Below are 17,799 nucleotides of genomic sequence, written 5' to 3'. Positions count from 1 at the left end.
GTCGCGGCCAAGCGAAACCGCCCCGATGCCGCGCCCGGACGCCGCAGGCGAACCGCTTGACACTTCGCGTCCCGCGCGGGACCTAGCGCCCGGACAGGAGGCATTCATGACGAGCAAGACGATCCTCAGGGCGCTGGCAGGCGAAACCCAGCCCGTCCCCCCGGTCTGGATGATGCGGCAGGCGGGACGCTACCTGCCGGAATACCGCGCCACCCGAGAGAAAGCCGGCGACTTCCTGTCGCTCTGCTACACGCCGGATCTCGCCGCAGAGGTCACGCTGCAGCCGATCCGCCGCTATGGCTTCGACGCCGCCATCCTATTCGCCGACATCCTGCTGGTGCCGCAGGCGCTCGGCGCCGATCTGTGGTTCGTCACCGGTGAGGGCCCGCGCCTGTCGACCGTGACCGCGCAATCGGATTTCGACGCCCTGAAACCCGCCGACGCAATCCACGAGACGCTGTCGCCGGTCTACGAAACCATCCGTATCCTATCACGCGAACTGCCCTCCGAAACCACCCTCATCGGCTTTGCCGGCGCGCCCTGGACTGTCGCCACCTACATGATCGCCGGCCGCGGCACGCCCGACCAGGGCCCAGCCCACGTCCTGCGCGAGGGCGACCCTGCCCTCTTCGACGCGCTGATCGCCCGCATCACCGAGGCGACAATCGCCTATCTCTCCGCCCAGATCGACGCGGGCGCGGAAGTCGTGAAACTCTTCGACAGCTGGGCCGGCTCGCTGAAAGGCGACGCCTTCGACCGCTACGCCCTCGCCCCCGCCAAACGCATCATCGCCGAGCTGAAGGCGCGCCATCCCGGCATCCCCGTCATAGCCTTTCCGCGAGAGGCCGGCCCTGCCTACGAGGGTTTCGCCAAGGCCACCGGCGCCGATTGCGTGGCACTCGACAATTCGGTGGATGCCGCCTGGGCCGCGGAGCACGTGCAAAAGGACGGTTGCGTACAGGGCAATCTCGATCCGTCCCTTCTGGTGACCGGCGGCGACGCATTGGTGGCCGAAACGAAACGGGTGGTCGACGCCTTCTCCGGCGGTCCGCATATCTTCAATCTCGGCCACGGCATTACCCCCGACGCCGATCCGGAAAATGTGCACAGGATGCTCGAGGCGATCCGCGGTTAGGCGGAGCACAGGACCGGATTGGAACCTGCAATCCGATCCGCCGAAGGGGGCTCTGCCCCCGTCGCCTCCGGCAACTCCCCCGGGATATTTTCAGCCAGAAGAAGGAGCGGATCCTTCTTGGATCCCGCCCCTACTGCTTCAGCGCCATAGACGGCGACAGCACGTCCATCCCCAGCGCCTTGCCCACCGGCACGTTGGTCAGGTGCCCGGCATAGACGTTCAGCCCGTTCAATAGATGCGGATCGTCGTCGCAGGCCTTGCGCCAGCCCTTGTCGGCCAGCGCCAGCAGGAACGGCAGCGTCGCGTTGCCCAGCGCGATGGTCGAGCTGCGCGCCACCGCGCCCGGCATGTTCGCCACGCAGTAATGCATGATGCCATCGACCTCGTAAATCGGGTCCTCATGGGTGGTGGCGCGCGAGGTCTCGAAACAGCCGCCCTGGTCGATCGCCACATCGACGATCGCCGCGCCCGGCTTCATGTCCTTGAGCTGTGCCCGCGTCACCAGCTTCGGCGCCGCCGCACCGGCAATCAGCACCGCGCCAACCACCATGTCGGCCTGCACCACCAGCTCTGCCGTCGCGCCCGCCGTGGCATATCGGGTCCGGAACACTCCGCCGAACACGTCGTCGAGGTACCTCAGCCGCGGCAGCGACCGGTCCAGCACCGTCACGTCAGCGCCCATTCCGGCAGCGACTCGCGCCGCATTCGTCCCGACAACGCCGCCGCCGATCACCATCACCTGCGCCGGACCCACGCCCGGCACGCCGCCCATCAGCACACCGCGCCCGCCATTGGCCTTCTGCAGCGTCCAGGCGCCAACCTGCGGCGCCAGCTTGCCTGCCACTTCTGACATCGGCGCCAGCAGAGGCAGCCCGCCTGAGGCATCGGTCACCGTCTCGTAAGCGATGCAGGTTGCGCCGGAGGTCAGCAGGTCCTCGGTCTGTTCCGGATCTGGCGCCAGATGCAGGTAAGTGAACAGCACCTGTCCTTCCCGCAGCATCGCACGCTCCGGCGCCTGTGGTTCCTTCACCTTCACGATCAGATCGGCTTCGGCAAAGACCTCCGCCGCCGTCGCCAAGATCCGCGCGCCCGCGGCAAGGTAATCCGCATCGGCAAATCCGGAGCCCGCGCCGGCGCCGGCTTCAACCAGCACCTCGTGGCCATGCACCACCACCTCGCGTGCCGCGTTCGGGGTCAGGCCAACGCGGAACTCCTGCGCCTTGATCTCCTTTGGGCAACCGATCTTCATCACTCTCTCCCTTGGTTTTGCCGACTATTCTGCCCGCCCCTTTCGGCAATTCCGTCGATTTCTCTGGCGATACTCCGGCCAAATACGCTAATTTCTTCGATGGAAACCGGATTCTACGAAAGAAACCGCCGCAATGATCGAACTTGACGAGACGGACCGCAGAATCCTGACCGCTTTGCAGAAGAGCGGCCGCATGTCGAACGCAGAGCTGTCCGACAAGGTGAACCTGTCGCCCTCTGCCTGCCACCGTCGGGTGCAGCGACTGGAAAGCGAGGGCGTCATCGCCAGATACGTGGCGCTGCTGGATCCGCGCAAGCTCGACCGTCCGGCAACGATCTTCGTCGAGATCACGCTGTCCGGCCAGACCGAGGACGCGCTCGATGCCTTCGAACGTGCCGTCGCCCGCGTGCCGGACCTGCTGGAATGCCACCTGATGGCTGGCACGGCGGACTACCTGCTCAAGATCTCCGCCCGTGACGCAGACGATTTCGCCCGCATCCACCGCCGACACCTCGCCCGGCTGCCCGGCGTCGCACAGATGAAATCCTCTTTCTCTCTCCGCAAGGTCTGGCAGACCACCGCACTGCCTGTCTGAACCCGCGTTCAGCGACGGTTAAAACTTCGCCCCTATACCCGCCGCGAACAGAAGCGAGGCGGGCATGCGCTGTTACCCACTGATTTTCCCCGTGCTGGCAGTGGCCGCCGGACCGGCGGCCATAACCTTTGGCGATGCGCCACATCCGGACAGGCCGATGCTGGTCATCGCAGCGCCCTGGCACGACGCGTCACAGATCGTCGCGGCGGCAGGCGGCCGGATCGTCGGGCCGCAGCGCGCGCCGCTCGCCGTATTCGCCATCGGTGATGCCGGATTCGCCGACCGCGCCCGCGCCAGCGGCGCATGGTCGGTGACCGACGGCACAACACTGGCGGCCATTTGCGGAGCAGGTTGAGATGACGGAAACCGACGCCCTCGAAAAAAGCCGCCAGATCGCGATGAACCGGGTGATGCGGGCGAACTGGGCGGCGGTGCCCGTGGTTGCCTTCACCTGTCTCTTCGCGGGCACCGGGTATGTCGTCGCCATCGCGATCGCCGCCACCTTCGCCGCTCTGGGCGAGATCGGGCGCCGCATGGGGGGCACCACCGCGCGCATCGCCGTGGGCCAGGCCTCCGTCGGGCAGGCCATCGGTTTCACCGCCGCCTTCGGCGGGCACCCCTGGCAGATCGACGCGCACATGACCTTTTTCGCGATGATCGCGGTGCTGGTCTCGCTGGTCGACATCCGCGCCATCCTCTTCGCCGCGGGCACCATCGTCCTGCACCATGTCTCGTTCAGTGTGTTGCTGCCGGCGCTGGTCTACCCCTCGGTCGACCCGATCCTGAATATCGAGCGGTCGCTGTTCCACGGCGCAATCGTGGCGCTGGAAACGGTGGCCCTGGTCATGGCGGTAAAGGTACGGCTCGATATGGACGCGCAAAGCCGTGCCCGCAACGCAGCCCTGGTGGATGCGAAGGCGACCGCCGACACCGCGCTGGAAAGCGCCCGCACTGCGCAGGCCGAAGCAGAGGCAGAGCGGACCGAAGCCGAGACTGCGCGCGTCAGCGCGGAGCAGGCCGCCTCCCGCGCCCAGGCGCAGCAGGAAGAGGCAGAGGCGGCGCGCCGCCAGACGCAGGAGGCCGAAAGCCGCGAGGCAGAGGCGCGCCGTGCTACGGCTGCTTCCCTGGACACGGTTGTGACTTCACTGAAGACGGCGCTGCACGCACTGGCCGCAGGCGATCTCTCCACCCGCATCGACGCGGCTTTTGCCGAAGAGTACGAGCCGCTGCGCCTCGATTTCAACGAGGCGGCGGAACAGCTCGGCACCGCGATCCGCGATGTCATCGACTATGCCGACCAGATTCGCGGTGAATCGGGCAGCATCAACAGCTCCTCGCAGGAACTGGCGAACCGCACCGAACGGCAGGCGGGCACGCTGCAGGAAACCGCGGCGGCACTGACCCGGCTGACCGCTTCGGTGGAGGAAGCTGCCGCAATGGCAGAGGATGCATCGTCCTTCGCCGGTGCTGCACAAGACAAGGCTGGTGACGGCGGCGCGATCGTCGAGCGGACGGTCGCCGCGATGGGCCGGATCGAGGCCTCGTCGAGCAAGATCGCGCAGATCACTTCGGTGATCGACGACATTGCCTTCCAGACCAACCTGCTGGCGCTGAATGCAGGAGTCGAGGCGGCCCGCGCCGGCGAGGCAGGTGCCGGTTTCGCCGTCGTCGCATCCGAGGTGCGGGCGCTGGCGCAACGGTCTTCCGAGGCCGCAAAGGAGATCAGCGACCTGATTTCCTCCAGCGGGCAGCAGGTTCAGAGCGGTGTTGTGCTGGTGGGGGAAACCGGCGACGCGCTCCGCGGAATCACGGATTCGGTACGCGAAACTGCTGAGCGTATCCGCAACATCGCCTCTGCCACACGCGAGCAGTCTGGCAGCCTGGCAGAGATCACTTCGGCCGCAAACGAACTCGACCGCGTGACCCAGCAGAATGCCGCGATGTTCGAGGAAACCACTGCCGCCTGCCAGACCCTCGACACCGGCGCGCGCGGGCTGGCGCAGGCGATGGCCGCGTTCCGGCTCGAAGAGCTGGCCGCAGAGGAAGAAGGCTGGGATGCGACCGGCGACGAAGGCACGAGAAAATCAGCCTAGGAAACGCCCGAAATGCACCCCCGGAAATGACAAACCCCCGGGGCCGGGCCGCGGGGGTCGTCGGACGGGGCCTAAGCCCCCAGTGTACCGAAACAATGTCCGGATGCCGCTTAGAGCAGCCCTTCGCGCTGGGCTTTCTTGCGTGCGAGCTTGCGGGCACGGCGAATGGCCTCGGCCTTCTCGCGCGCGCGCTTCTCGGACGGTTTCTCGAAATGTTGCCGAAGCTTCATTTCGCGGAAAACGCCCTCACGCTGCAGCTTCTTCTTCAGAGCCCGGAGGGCCTGGTCGACATTGTTGTCGCGAACGCTGACCTGCATGTGGTTGTCACCACCTTTCTAAGTTAGGGTTGCGGAAATTGCAGGAGGTGGCCGTATAGCAAAGCGTCGCTACCTTGTCCACCATGCGCATGAAATGACACGGAGGTCCGGACCATGACCGCTTCATCCGACACCGCCAGCCCCCGCGAACGGCTTCTGCAGTCGGCGCTGACCCACGTCGCCTTCGACGGCTGGTCCGAGACGACCTTCAAGGCCGCCGCTGCCGATATCGGCATGACCCCGCGCGAAGCGCGCGCGATTTGCCCCCGCGGCCCGCTCGACCTCGCCGCCGATTTCCACCGTACCGGCGACACCGCCATGATCAGGCGCATAGAAGAAACCGATCTCGGCGAAATGCGTTTCCGCGACCGCATCGCCTTCGCCGTCCGGGCCCGGATCGAGGCAGCGACAGACCGCGAGGCTGTGCGCCGCGGCACCAGCTTCTTCGCCCTGCCACAGAACGCCGCCGAGGGCACGAAGCTCATCTGGGGCACGTCCGACGCGATCTGGACCGCGCTCGGCGACCCGTCCGAGGACATCAACTGGTACACCAAGCGCGCGACCCTCTCCGGCGTCTATTCCGCCACCGTGCTCTACTGGCTCGGCGACACTTCCGAGGGGTACGAGGCGACCTGGGCCTTCCTCGACCGCCGTATCGAGGACGTCATGAAATTCGAGAAATTCAAGGCGCAGGTGCGCGAGAACCCGGTTCTCAGCCGCCTGATGGCCGGCCCCAACGCGATCCTGTCAAAGGTCAGGGCACCCAACAGGCAGGCGCGGGACGACATGCCCGGCCACTGGGACGCGCAGAACTAGAGGAACGCCATGACCGAAATGATGACCGCCGTGGAGATCTCGGAACCGGGCGGACCCGAGGTTCTGCGCCCCGTTCAGCGCCCGATCCCCGAGCCAGAGCACGGCCGGATCCTGATCAAAGTCGCTTATGCCGGCGTGAACCGCCCCGACGCGCTGCAGCGCGCGGGGAACTACAACCCGCCGCCCGGCGCGTCTGATCTCCCCGGTCTCGAAGCCTCCGGCACGGTCGCCGCCGTGGGTCCCGGCGTCACCGGATGGCAGGTCGGCGACAAGGTCTGCGCTTTGCTGCCCGGCGGCGGCTACGCCGAATACGTCACCACCCCGGCAGCGCACGCCCTGCCAGTGCCCGACGGGCTCGGCCTGAAACAGGCAGCCTGCCTGCCCGAAACCTATTTCACCGTCTGGACCAACGTCTTCATGCGCGGCGGTCTCAACGCCGGCGAACGCTTCCTCGTCCACGGCGGCTCCTCCGGCATCGGCACCACGGCAATCCAGCTCGCGCGCCATTTCGGCGCCCGCGTCTTCACCACTGCCGGCTCGGCAGAGAAATGCACCGCCTGCACCGATCTCGGCGCCGAGCGCGCAATCAACTACCGTGACGAGGATTTCGTAGAGGCTCTCAAGGCCGAAGGCGGCGCCGACCTGATCCTCGACATGGTCGGTGGCGACTACATCCCGCGCAACATCAGGGCCCTGGCCGACGATGGCCGCCTCGTGATGATCGCATTCCTTGCCGGCCCCAAGGCGGAACTGAACTTCGCTCAGGTGATGGCCCGCCGGCTGACAATCACCGGCTCCACTCTCCGCCCGCAAAGCGACCTCGCCAAGGCTCGGATTGCCGAGGGCCTGCGCGAAAACGTCTGGCCGCTCCTCGCCGCCGGCACCATCGCCCCGGTCATGGACCAGACCTTTCCCCTCGCCGACGCCTCAAAGGCCCATGCCCGTATGGAAAGCTCCGAGCACATCGGCAAGATCGTTCTTGAGGTCGCTCCTTAGCCGCCCGCAGCTACTCCACCGCGTGCCGGTACAGGTGCCATGTCGCGTGGCCCAGCACCGGCAGCACGATGATCAGCCCGATGAAGGCCGGGATCGACCCCAGGATCAGCGACGCCGCGACGATCGCGCCCCACGTCAGCACCACCCGAGGACTCCGGGTAAACACCCGCCACGAGGTCGTGACCGCCTGCGGCACACCGACCTCGCGGTCCAGCAACAGCGGGAAACTTACGACGCTCGTCGCCAGCGCCGCCAGCGCGAACAGGAAACCCACGGCGCAGCCGACGATGATCATCGTCCATCCCGCCGCGGTGGTAAGCAGGTCGGTCAGGAATGCCATCAGCGACACCGGCGCGCCCGGTCCCAGTGTCAGCTGGTAGATCCCGTTCGCCACCACCATCCACAGCACGAATAAAGCCACCAGGTAGACCCCCAGCACCAGCACCGAAGCGAAATTCGGCGAGCCGATCACGCCCAACGCCGCCGCCCAGCTGGCGGGTTCTCCCTGCTCCCGGCGCTTGCTGATCTCATAAAGCCCCACTGCCGCAACCGGCCCGATGATCGCAAAGCCCGATGCCAGCGGGAACAGAAGCGGCAGCAGCGCCGCGTGAAACCCGATGCCCGCCAGAACCAGCCCGATGACCGGGTAGAGCAGCACCAGGAACATCACGTCTGCCCGTGCCGCCGCGAAATCCTCGACCCCCTTCTGCAGGGAATCCCGCAGATCGTCGACCGTCAGGTCGCGCAGCCGGATCTCCCTGATCTCGTGACTGCCGACCTTCTCGACCGAATGGGTGACATGTTCGGCCGCGCCGCCGATGGCCTGCGCGGTCCAGCTCATTGGATTGCCGATTGTCTTGACCATCACCTTCCTCCCAACGTGATCCTCGTCACTCGGGCCGACAGGTTCCGGTCGTGCGGCCGGCCGGAACGGCGGCCAACGCATGCAAAAAGCCTAACACGTTAAAGCTGAACAGGCATTCACTTTCTGCGGAGGAAACTCAGCGGATAGGATCCAGCAAAGCGTCCCGCATCGAACAGTCGCGAACAACGTCCGCCCCGCAGTCCCGCGGCTCAAGATCTCGCGTCAGGCAGATCCGCGCCTCCTGTATGCGTCCCGCCGCACAGGTGATCGTGATCATGTCCGCCCCAAGCCCCGGATTGGCCTCCAGAAAAGCGTCCTCGACCACGCTCGCGGGCAGCGTCACCGCCTTCGCCAGCTTGCGGAAAACTTCGGGCCGCGCCACCCGCCCGTAGGCCACCCGCGCCAGCGCGAAATAGTCGTCCGAAAATAGCCCCGAACAGCGCCCGTGCTTCTGCCACTGGTGCCACGCCGCACCCGATGTCCCCATGACATCCGCCATCGCCGCGGTCTCCGCCCGCGATGGGTTCCGCGCGCCGGTCCGGCAATAGCTCGGCCATCCGTCCTCGTATTGCGGCCACAGCCCGTGCAGCACCCAGCCGAACGCGTTCTCTGCATCGCATTGCGAGCTGCCAGAGGCATCGCCCTCCAGCGCGCACCACGACGGCGACCACGACAGGGACAGCACGTAATAGTCGAAATCCCCTGCCCGCTCGCCCTCCGCCCGGGCCAGCGTCGCCGTCAACAGCAAGATGGCCAGCCAGCGCATAAGGGCTTTTCCTCGGGGCTCACAGTCGCTATATGGATCGCCAACTTCCCTGAAAACGAGGACAGGGTCCAGCCGGACCAGCCGTTTTCCCCGGCGAAGAGAGATATTGTCGAAGGAGACGTAAAATGGCGAAACCGATCATGGCGAAAGCGACCGCCGTCTGGCTGGTCGACAACACCACGCTCAGCTTCAAGCAGATCGCCGATTTCTGTGACCTGCACGAGCTGGAGGTTCAGGGCATCGCCGACGGCGACGTCGCCGCCGGGGTCAAGGGGTTCGACCCGATCGCCAACAACCAGCTCGACCAGATCGAGATCGACAGGGGCGAGTCCGACCCGCTCCACAAGCTGAAGCTGAAATTCAACCCCGCCGCCGTCGGCGAGGAAAAGCGCCGCGGCCCGCGCTACACCCCGCTGTCCAAGCGTCAGGACCGCCCGGCCGCGATCCTGTGGCTGGTAAAGTTCCACCCGGAACTCAGCGACGGCCAGGTCGGCAAGCTCGTCGGCACCACCAAGCCGACGATCCAGTCGATCCGCGAGCGTACCCACTGGAACATCGCCAACATCCAGCCGATCGACCCGGTGGCGCTCGGTCTCTGCAAGCAGAGCGAACTGGATGCCGCGGTGCAAAAGGCTGCGAAAAAGAGAGAGGCCGAAGGCGGCGTCCTGTCGGATGACGAACGCCGCAAACTGGTCTCGACCGAGCAGAGCCTGGAAATGGATACCGAACCGAAGATCCCGACCGCGATCTCCGGGTTGGAAACCTTCTCGCTTACTGACGATCCGCGCGGCGATGATGATCAGGAAGACGATCTGCCGGACGCCGACAGCTTCTTCAACCTGCCCTCCGGCGATGATCAGCCGGATGTCGATCACGGGGATGACGACGAAGAAGACGACCGCAGCTAAGGCGGTACCGCAAATCGCTGGCAAAAGTCTCGTCGCCAATGCCCGATCGCGGAAAGCGCGGCAGGGCATTGGCGATTTCGCTTTTCCGTATGGGGTTTAAGGCGCGAGCACCGTCATCGGCGTGACCCCCCGGATCCCGCCGAGCCCCAGGATCTGCGGCGCCTCGACCAGCTGCAGATCCGGCGCTGCGTCTAGCAGCGCGTCCAGCGCCTCTTCCATCTCGATCCGCGCCAGCATCTCGCCTAGGCAGCGATGCACGCCGCCGCCGAAAACCAGGTGCAGCTTCGGATGATCCGTGCGGCGGATGTCGAACCGGTTGGGCTCGGCATATAGCGCCGGATCGCGCATCGCCGACACCGACGACAGCACCAGTATCCGCCCCGGCGGCACAGTGAAGTCTCCCAGTTCCAATGCCGCAGCCGTCAGACGGGGAAGCGCGCCGACCGACGGCTCGCAGCGCAGCGCCTCGGACAGCGCACCGGGGATCAACCCGCGGTCATCGCGCACATCCGTCCAGGCCTGGCCGTCCTGCAATAGCAGCATCACCATGATTGCAAAGGCGGCGCGCGTTGTGTCGGTCCCGGCCAGCACCACCGCCATCAGCTGGGTCAGGGTGTCTTCCTCACCCAGTTCATCCACCGTCTCCAGCAAGCCGGTCAGCATGTCATCGCGCGGCGCTGTCTGCCGTTCGGCGAGCTGCCCACCGAGATAAGCGTACAGTTCGTTCGCCGCCGTCTCGATCTCGTCATGCATCTCCATCGGGTAGTTCGTCGAAAGCGTCCGCGCCAGCTTGTAGACCAGCGACGAAAAATACGGCGCATCCGACACCGGCAGCCCCAGCAAACCGGCGATCATTTCCGACGGCACCCGCGCCGCGACACGGTCGACGAAATTGAACTCCTCGCCGCGCGGCATTTCCGCCATCACCTGCCGGGCAACCGCGCGGATCGCCGGCCGCCGCGCCTTGATAGCGGAAAAGGCAAAGGCCCGCGCGAACGGACCGCGGCGCAGTACATGCGCCTCACCGTTGGAGAAAAGCAGCATATCCTCAAGGAATTTGCGCGCCCGCCCTTCTGGAATCCGATGGTGATTGGCATAGGCGACACCGGGGATCTGCATTGTCCGCGGATCGGTGGTCAGCCGGATTACATCCTCTGCGCGCAGCACGATGATCCGGCCGTCCTGCATCGCGATGGCGGGCGATTTCGCGCGCCATTCGGCCAGAACTCCGTGGGTATCGGGGACGAATTCTTGATCAAGAACAACGGGCAAACCTGTGGAATCGGTCGGCCGGGGGGGGACGTCAAGCAATGTCATAATCAGACTCCTGAACGGAGGGGGGGAATCAGGGTTTAAAAACTGAATTGAATTCAGTTCAACATTGATTGCGCTTGCAGTCAATCCCCGCAATCGCACAAGATTGTGGAATGAACAGGGCAATGGACAAACGCAGCGCGCTGATCGCCGCAGCTCGCGCCGCCATGATCGAACAGAAGGGCAATGTCGAAATCGGAGACGTCGCCCGCCGCGCGGGTGTGTCCGTTGGCCTTGCCTATCACCATTTCGGCTCCAAGGCCGGCCTGGTCGCCGCCGTCGTCACCGAGTTTTACGACCGCTACGACGACATCGTCATGCAGGACATGGGCCGCGGCCGCCCCTGGCTCGAACGCGAGCGCGAGCGCCTCGTCCGCATCGTCGATTTCCTGTTCCACGACCCGCTGACACCGATCATCCTCGGCCAGCTTTCCGGCTCGCCCGAAGTCGCACAGATCGAGTTCGGCCGCCGCGGCAAGATCATAGAATCCGCCGCCTGGGTGATCGAGCGCGGCCAGGAAAAGGGCGAACTCGATCCGTCCCTCGATCCCTACGTCACCGCGGCGATCTTTACCGGCGGGCTGCGGGAAGCCTGCAACCGGTGGATCGCCCGCGGTGACCCGCCCGACGCAGAGCTTTTCGTCAGCCGCTCCTGGCGGATCATGGCAGCGGGGCTGGCGCCAAAGAACTAGGTTCTTACGGCGCCGCCGGAAACCCGCACGGGCCTATCCCTGCAGATCGACCACCACCGTTTCCAGCGTGCCTTCGAACACGAACGGCGCCGTGTAGTCGTATGTCACCGGCGTTCCCGTGTCCGATCCGATATCCTGGTTCTCGGACAGCGAATACTTGAACGGTGTGGTGCGCTCGACCGTCCCGGTGCCCACCGTCTCGCCGTTGACCGACAGGGTCACGGTGCCGCCGCCACCGGTCTCGTCCCCGCCGTCATAGGCGAAATCCATCTTAAGCTCATGTTCGCCGGCCGCCACGGAACTGTCGCTCTCGACCAGGAAAACCTCCACGTCGATGTAGTTATGCGCCGTCTTCAGCGTGCCGTCCTGCAGGTAGAACGCCCATCCCCCTGTATTGCCGCCCTGCGTGAAGATCATGCCGTTGGCGCCGTCCCCGATCTCGACATTCGCGGTGACGCTGAAGGACTTGTTCTTCAGATCGGGCGCAGACGATTCCGGCAGCCCCGCCAGCGGACCGAAATAGGTAAAGCTCGTCCGGTCGCCCGCGAGATTGGGCTTGCCAGTCAGTTCCGCGCTGAACCGCTCGGCGCCGCGCCAGTCGAGCGGCAACGCCTTGTTCTTTGACGCTTCCGCCCACCAGAGCGCTTCCATCTCGGCCAGTATCTCGGGGTTTTCATCCGCGAGGTTGCTGGCCTGGGTAAAGTCCTCATCCAGATTGTACAGTTCCCACTCCGCAGTTAGCGGGTCGAACTCGCCCCGAACCGGATCCCACGGCTCGAACGCCAGGGACGCCGCCCACCAGCCATCCTTGTACATGGCGCGGTTCACGACCATCTCGAAATACTGACTGGTGCGAACCTCTTCGGCATCCGGATCGGCCAGCGTATCCAGAAAACTTTTTCCCTGGATAGGCGTCTGGGTTGTGCCGTTGACGCTGCGCGGCTCGGCAATTCCGGCGGCTTCGAGGATCGTGGGAGCAATGTCGATGACATGCAGGAACTGCGTCCGCGTCTCGCCGTCGGACGCATAGCGGGCGGGCCATTTCACCAGCATCGCGTTGCGGGTGCCGCCAAGGTGGCTCGCCACCTGCTTGGTCCACTGGAACGGGCTGTCCATCGCCCACGCCCATCCGGCCGGGAAATGGTTGAAATGCATCTCGGTCCCGATCTCGTCGATCCGGTCAAGCATGTCTTCGGTCGTCATCAGGTAGGCGTTGAAAAAGGCGTTCTCGTTCAGGGTGCCGTCGAATCCGCCCTCGGCAGATGCGCCGTTGTCGCCGATGATGTAGATCGTCATCGTGTTGTCGGCGTCAGGCAGCGTGGCCACGTAATCCAGCACGCGGCCGACCTCCTGGTCCACATGCAGACCGTAAGCCGCGAAGACCTCCATCATCCGGGTATAAAGCCGTTTCTGGTCGTCGTTCAGACTGTCCCAGGCCGGCAGGCTCTCGGGCCGTCCGGTCAGGACGGACTCGGCCGGGATGATGCCAAGCTCCTTCTGTCGCTCATAGGTTTGCTCGCGATACGCGTCCCAGCCCATGTCAAATTGTCCCGCGAACTGGTCGATCAGTTCCTGCGGTGCCTGGTGCGGAGCGTGGGTCGCGGCGGGGGCCAGGTAGGCCAGCCAGGGTTTCTCCGGCTGGATCGCCTCGATGTTTCTCAACCACTCGATGGTGCGGTCAGCAAGGTCGACACTGACGTAATAATCGTCCTCCTCAGGCGTTCCGAGCGCGGTCTGGTTCTCGAACAGGTAGGGCCGCAACTGGTTGGTGTCACCCGCCATAAACCCATAAAAATGGTCGAACCCCAGGCCGTTAGGCCAGTGATCGTAAGGACCCATCGCGCTGGTCTCATAGACCGGGGTATTGTGGTTCTTGCCAAACCACGCGGTGATGTACCCGTTCTGGCGCAGGATCTCCGCAACGGTCGCGGTGTCCTTCGGAATGATTCCGGTATAGCCGTCATAGCCCGTGGCCAGTTCGGTGATGACGCCGGTGCCCGAAACATTGTGATTGCGCCCGGTCAATAGCGCCGCCCGCGTGGGCGAACACAGCGCCGTGGTGTGGAAGCGGGTGTAAAGCAACCCTTCCTCGGCAAGCGCATCCATGGCCGGCGACGGAACGCCGCCTCCGGAAACGGAAAATTGCCCGAAGCCGACATCGTCCAGCAGGATCAGCAGGACGTTCGGCGCTCCTTCGGGCGCAGTCACCGGGGCGGGGAATTCCGGCGGGTCAGAGTTGAGATAGGTCGTGCCGACATTTCCGCGGTATTTCTGTTCGGCATAGGGCAGCACGGTCTGTCCGTCGCTGGCGGCGAGCGGGGAGTCCGATGTCTGGGCAAGGGCGCTGAGTCCCGTCGTCAGCAAGGGCAGAATGGTCAGAAATATAGGGGATTTGCAGATAGGCATAGCGGCCTCCGGGGGGAACCAGGTAAGGATGAACTATGCCAACAGAGTACATTAACGTTAGGGAAGCGGCCAAGTGTATTCACACTCTATGCACGAATCACCGCGCAGAGTTCGCGTAATACATTGTATTGGTAGTAGTCGGTTCGGAACCGATTTTGTGGCCTCCATCGCCAGCAGGCGCAATGCGCACTTAACCAACAGCACCAGCCCGCCCGGCCACGCGAAATTCCCTTACGTAATCTTACCGAGTTGCCTCAGCGCGCCGTCCCGCCGACAATCACCATATTCAATGACCAACAAATTTTGACGCAGCCGGCGGCCTCGGTCGCCGGACCTGCGCCAAGCCAGCTCATAGCCTCGCTGAAACACCAATCTCCCCGGGCCCGAGCCCGGTTGTTCCGCTCAGGGATCGCACCGCGTTTCCGATCAGTCGCAGTCTGAATTGTCCAGAAGGTCGTTCGGCATCTGCGTATTGCACAGAACCGCCTGATCAAGCTCCATCATGTCCACGACGGCCCCATCAAACGAAGCACCCGTCAGGTCGGCGCCGTCGAACTGAACATCCGTAAGCACCGCATCCGAGAAACTGACACCCTGCATCGACGCAGACGCGAAACTGACATTCGCCAGGCGCGTCTCGTCAAAGACCGCGATGTCCAGATCCGCCCCGCTGAAATCCACCGCCTCAAAAGTCGCATCGGTAAAGTCGACACCGATCAGGCTGCGCCCCGCAAAACTGTCGCCGTTGAAGGCGCAGCCCTTGCACTGACCCATCATGCGCAGGTCTCCTTGCGCATCCTCCGACTGGGCGATGGCGAAACCGGCAATCAGGCTAAGGGTGACGGCGCAGGCCGAAAACGCTGCGAAAGCGCGGGGACGAAATGTCATGCAGTAGTCCTTCGATTCAGGGACGCCGCGCGCCCATCCACCCGCCCGTCACAAGAACGACGACGGATGCCCTTCCCGTTGGGGCTGGTCTATACCCAACTCATGTTAACGAAGGTGGAGATCGGACCTGACGGTTACAACTCCCGCAGACCGCCGCCGAAATGAATTTTGCCAACCAAGTGCAGACACGGCCGACTTACCCGACAATGGCCAACGCTTCCTACTGGCCCCCGTCGTCCCGGTTCGGCCATCCTCCGCCAGTGGATGCACACCCCGTGCACCGGCCGTGTCCGCCCGGCGCACAGGGTGTGCCGCTTCCAAAGTCAGAGCAGCTGACCGCCCGAAACCTCGATCCGCTGCCCGGTCATCCAATGCGTATCCCCGGCCAGCAGCGCCGCCACCGACCCGCCGATATCGTCCGGCAGCCCGACCCGGCCCATCGCGGTGGTGCTGGCGATCATCTGATTGACCTCGGGATTATCCCGCACCGCGCCTCCGCCAAAGTCGGTCTCGATGGCCCCCGGCGCGATCGCGTTCACGGAAATGCCCCGCGGCCCCAGCTCTTTCGCCAGGTAGCGCGCCAGCACCTCGACGGCGCCTTTCATCATCGCGTAAGCCCCGTATCCCGGCAGCGCAAACCGCGCTAGCCCCGAGGAAATCATCGCGATCTTCCCGCCATCCGCCATCAGCGGCAACAGCGCCTGCGTCAACAGGAACGGCCCGCGGACATGCACCGAATAAAGCGCATCCAGATCCGCCGCCGGCGTCTCCGCCACCGCCCCGTAATAGCCGAACCCGGCGTTGTTCACGAGGTAGTCGAAACTCCCGCGCCCCCATGTCTGGCGCAGCGAAACCTCCAGCTTTTCGGCAAATCCGGTAAACGTCTCCGCGTCCGTCGTGTCGAGCTGCATGGCCACGGCCCTGCCGCCCTTGCTTTCGATCTCATGGACGACCTCGTCGGCCGCTCCGCCATTGCCCCTGTAGGTCAGGACAACGCCAACTCCTTGTTCTGCAAGATGTAATGCCATCGAGCGTCCAAGCCCGCGGCTGCCACCGGTGATTACTGCTATGCGGTTCATGACCGAACTCCATTGGTTGCTTCCGATGCCACTTGATATGGCGCCGGACCCCCTCAGCGCCTGCCGCATCCTCCGGCAATCCTGCCCGATCCTCCGAAAGCCAGGAAAAACGCTCACTGGATTCTGCGCAGGCATGTCATATCTTCCAGATCAAAGGAGCCACCCAATGGATCACCAGACACTCATCACCCGCGCCGAAGACCTCGCCACCCGCGCACAGATCCGCGACGGCATGGTCGAAACCGGCGTCGCCGGCCTAGGCATCTCCCGCCGGCCAACACGGACGCAGATGGAATCCATGCTGTACGACCCGCTCGTCTGCCTCGTACTGCAGGGCGCAAAGGAAACCGGCACCCACTCCCACGCCGTCCATGTCGGTGCCGGGCAGCTCCTGATCGTCAGCCACGACATCCCCATCGTATCCCGCGTTATCGACGCTGATCCCGCAAAGCCCTACATCGCCCTCGTCCTGCCGCTCGACCTCGATATGCTCCGCGGTCTCGCCACCGAGACCGGCGACCAGCCCGTCGACACCGCGCCGGACGCGCTGCAGACCCAGCCCGCGACCCCGGAGATCGCAGACGCCTTCATGCGTCTCCTAGCCCTCGCAAACGACCCGGCAGAGGCCAGGGTCCTCGCCCCGCTGATCCTGAAGGAAATCCATTACCGCCTGCTCCGCGCCCGGGGCGGTGGAGTCCTTCGTGCGCTGCTCTGGCAAGGCAGCCATGCCAGCCGCATCGCCCGCGCCATCGCCCATATCCGCGCCCACGCGGATGAAAGCCTGCCGACCCAGCACCTCGCCGGCATCGCGGGTATGAGTGCCTCGACCTTCCACGCCCATTTCAAGGCGGTGACATCGACCACGCCACTGCAGTTCCAGAAGGATCTGCGCCTGCTGAATGCGCGCGACCGGCTGCAGGGCGGCGCGGACAGCGTCTCCACCGTCGCTTTCGATGTGGGTTACGAAAGCCCCACGCAGTTCAGCCGCGACTATTCAAGGAAGTTCGGCGCCCCACCCCGCGCCGACCTGAAGAAGGCCAGCTGAGCAGATCTACCTGCAAATGAACCGCTCTAGAACGCCTTCCGCGCCTTCAGCGCCGCGGTGATCGTCCCGTCGTCGAGGTAATCCAGTTCGCCCCCGATCGGCACACCCTGCGCCAGCGAGGTCACATTCACCCGCCCGTCCAGCTGGTCCGCGATGTAATGCGCCGTCGTCTGCCCGTCGACAGTGGCGTTCAGCGCAAGGATCACTTCCGACACGCCCTCTGCCGCAACCCGGTCCAGCAACTTCGGGATCCGCAGCTCGTCCGGCCCCACCGCATCCAGCGCCGAAAGCGTGCCTCCCAGCACGTGATACCGCCCCTTGAACACGCCGGCGCGCTCCATCGCCCACAGGTCGGCGACATCCTCGACCACGCATAGCTCCCCGTTCGCCCGCTTTTCGGCGTCGCAGATCGGGCAGATATCGGCGGTGGAAATGTTCCCGCAGTTCAGGCATTCCCGTGCCGTTTCGGCCACCGCCTGCATCGCCTGCGCAAGCGGCGTCATCAGCAGGCCGCGCTTCTGGATCAGGTGCAGCACGGCGCGCCGGGCGGACCGCGGACCAAGTCCCGGCAGCTTCGCCATCATCTCGATCAGGGCTTCGATTTCACGGGGTGCATCGCTCATGGCCAAAGGTTA

At 64.8% G+C, this 17,799-nt stretch carries 18 protein-coding genes; 9 read left to right on the top strand and 9 right to left on the bottom strand.

Annotated elements, in window-relative coordinates; translation table 11 throughout:
- The first annotated feature begins 106 nt into the window (after positions 1-106).
- A complete protein-coding gene (hemE, locus tag HCO70_RS20355) occupies positions 107-1,135 on the top strand; it encodes a uroporphyrinogen decarboxylase (RefSeq protein ID WP_172299626.1) in 1,029 nt (342 codons plus the stop codon).
- Between the two features lie 130 nt (positions 1,136-1,265).
- On the opposite strand, the gene ald is transcribed toward hemE, so the two are convergent.
- Positions 1,266-2,384, bottom strand: a complete 1,119-nt coding sequence (gene ald, locus HCO70_RS20350; RefSeq protein WP_172299624.1) for an alanine dehydrogenase — start codon at positions 2,382-2,384, stop codon at positions 1,266-1,268.
- A gap of 136 nt (positions 2,385-2,520) precedes the next feature.
- On the opposite strand from ald, the gene HCO70_RS20345 reads away from it, so the two are divergent.
- The 3 genes from HCO70_RS20345 to HCO70_RS20335 all read left to right on the top strand — a co-directional run bounded on the left by HCO70_RS20345 (position 2,521) and on the right by HCO70_RS20335 (position 5,072).
- A complete protein-coding gene (locus HCO70_RS20345; RefSeq protein ID WP_172299700.1) occupies positions 2,521-2,979 on the top strand; it encodes a winged helix-turn-helix transcriptional regulator in 459 nt (152 codons plus the stop codon).
- Positions 2,980-3,043: 64 nt separating this feature from the next.
- Entirely contained in the window at positions 3,044-3,334 is a 291-nt protein-coding gene (locus HCO70_RS20340) for a hypothetical protein (protein ID WP_172299622.1), read from the top strand.
- Between the two features lies 1 nt (position 3,335).
- Positions 3,336-5,072, top strand: a complete 1,737-nt coding sequence (locus HCO70_RS20335) for a methyl-accepting chemotaxis protein (protein WP_172299620.1) — start codon at positions 3,336-3,338, stop codon at positions 5,070-5,072.
- A gap of 110 nt (positions 5,073-5,182) precedes the next feature.
- On the opposite strand, the gene rpsU is transcribed toward HCO70_RS20335, so the two are convergent.
- On the bottom strand, positions 5,183-5,389 hold the full coding sequence (rpsU, locus tag HCO70_RS20330; RefSeq protein WP_057812606.1) for a 30S ribosomal protein S21: 207 nt from the start codon (positions 5,387-5,389) through the stop codon (positions 5,183-5,185).
- Between the two features lie 114 nt (positions 5,390-5,503).
- On the opposite strand from rpsU, the gene HCO70_RS20325 reads away from it, so the two are divergent.
- Positions 5,504-6,205, top strand: a complete 702-nt coding sequence (locus HCO70_RS20325) for a COQ9 family protein (RefSeq protein ID WP_172299618.1) — start codon at positions 5,504-5,506, stop codon at positions 6,203-6,205.
- Positions 6,206-6,214: 9 nt separating this feature from the next.
- A complete protein-coding gene (locus HCO70_RS20320) occupies positions 6,215-7,201 on the top strand; it encodes an NAD(P)H-quinone oxidoreductase (protein ID WP_172299616.1) in 987 nt (328 codons plus the stop codon).
- A 10-nt stretch (positions 7,202-7,211) separates the two neighbouring features.
- On the opposite strand, the gene HCO70_RS20315 is transcribed toward HCO70_RS20320, so the two are convergent.
- Positions 7,212-8,066 (bottom strand): DUF2189 domain-containing protein, encoded by an 855-nt coding sequence (locus HCO70_RS20315; RefSeq protein WP_172299614.1) that lies wholly within the window; start codon positions 8,064-8,066, stop codon positions 7,212-7,214.
- Between the two features lie 136 nt (positions 8,067-8,202).
- Positions 8,203-8,832 carry a ribonuclease T2 gene (locus HCO70_RS20310; RefSeq protein ID WP_172299612.1) on the bottom strand — a complete coding sequence of 210 codons (630 nt, stop codon included), beginning with the start codon at positions 8,830-8,832 and terminating at the stop codon, positions 8,203-8,205.
- A gap of 125 nt (positions 8,833-8,957) precedes the next feature.
- On the opposite strand from HCO70_RS20310, the gene HCO70_RS20305 reads away from it, so the two are divergent.
- A complete protein-coding gene (locus tag HCO70_RS20305) occupies positions 8,958-9,740 on the top strand; it encodes a DUF1013 domain-containing protein (protein WP_172299610.1) in 783 nt (260 codons plus the stop codon).
- A gap of 96 nt (positions 9,741-9,836) precedes the next feature.
- Here the strand turns inward: HCO70_RS20305 and HCO70_RS20300 are convergent, their stop codons facing one another.
- The gene (locus HCO70_RS20300; protein ID WP_216665538.1) at positions 9,837-11,012 is read right to left on the bottom strand and encodes a cytochrome P450; all 1,176 of its coding nucleotides are present in this window, start codon (positions 11,010-11,012) and stop codon (positions 9,837-9,839) included.
- 167 nt (positions 11,013-11,179) lie between these two features.
- Between HCO70_RS20300 and HCO70_RS20295 the strand changes: the two genes are divergently transcribed.
- The gene (locus HCO70_RS20295; protein ID WP_172299606.1) at positions 11,180-11,746 is read left to right on the top strand and encodes a TetR/AcrR family transcriptional regulator; all 567 of its coding nucleotides are present in this window, start codon (positions 11,180-11,182) and stop codon (positions 11,744-11,746) included.
- Between the two features lie 33 nt (positions 11,747-11,779).
- Here the strand turns inward: HCO70_RS20295 and HCO70_RS20290 are convergent, their stop codons facing one another.
- The 3 genes from HCO70_RS20290 to HCO70_RS20280 all read right to left on the bottom strand — a co-directional run bounded on the left by HCO70_RS20290 (position 11,780) and on the right by HCO70_RS20280 (position 16,119).
- The gene (locus HCO70_RS20290) at positions 11,780-14,110 is read right to left on the bottom strand and encodes an arylsulfatase (RefSeq protein ID WP_216665537.1); all 2,331 of its coding nucleotides are present in this window, start codon (positions 14,108-14,110) and stop codon (positions 11,780-11,782) included.
- 468 nt (positions 14,111-14,578) lie between these two features.
- A complete protein-coding gene (locus tag HCO70_RS20285) occupies positions 14,579-15,040 on the bottom strand; it encodes a pentapeptide repeat-containing protein (RefSeq protein WP_172299602.1) in 462 nt (153 codons plus the stop codon).
- 323 nt (positions 15,041-15,363) lie between these two features.
- Positions 15,364-16,119: an SDR family NAD(P)-dependent oxidoreductase gene (locus HCO70_RS20280; protein WP_172299600.1), complete on the bottom strand. Its 756-nt coding sequence runs from the start codon at positions 16,117-16,119 to the stop codon at positions 15,364-15,366.
- 166 nt (positions 16,120-16,285) lie between these two features.
- Here HCO70_RS20280 and HCO70_RS20275 point away from each other — a divergent pair, with 166 nt between their 5' ends.
- Positions 16,286-17,164, top strand: a complete 879-nt coding sequence (locus HCO70_RS20275) for an AraC family transcriptional regulator (protein WP_172299598.1) — start codon at positions 16,286-16,288, stop codon at positions 17,162-17,164.
- A gap of 26 nt (positions 17,165-17,190) precedes the next feature.
- On the opposite strand, the gene recR is transcribed toward HCO70_RS20275, so the two are convergent.
- The gene (recR, locus tag HCO70_RS20270; protein WP_172299596.1) at positions 17,191-17,787 is read right to left on the bottom strand and encodes a recombination mediator RecR; all 597 of its coding nucleotides are present in this window, start codon (positions 17,785-17,787) and stop codon (positions 17,191-17,193) included.
- Positions 17,788-17,799 lie beyond the last annotated feature (12 nt).

Source organism: Pseudoruegeria sp. HB172150 (assembly GCF_013184805.1).
In the GTDB taxonomy this organism is placed as follows: Bacteria; Pseudomonadota; Alphaproteobacteria; order Rhodobacterales; family Rhodobacteraceae; genus Psychromarinibacter.
Note: the sequence above shows the minus strand (reverse complement) of the source record. Positions and strands in the feature narration are given on the sequence as shown.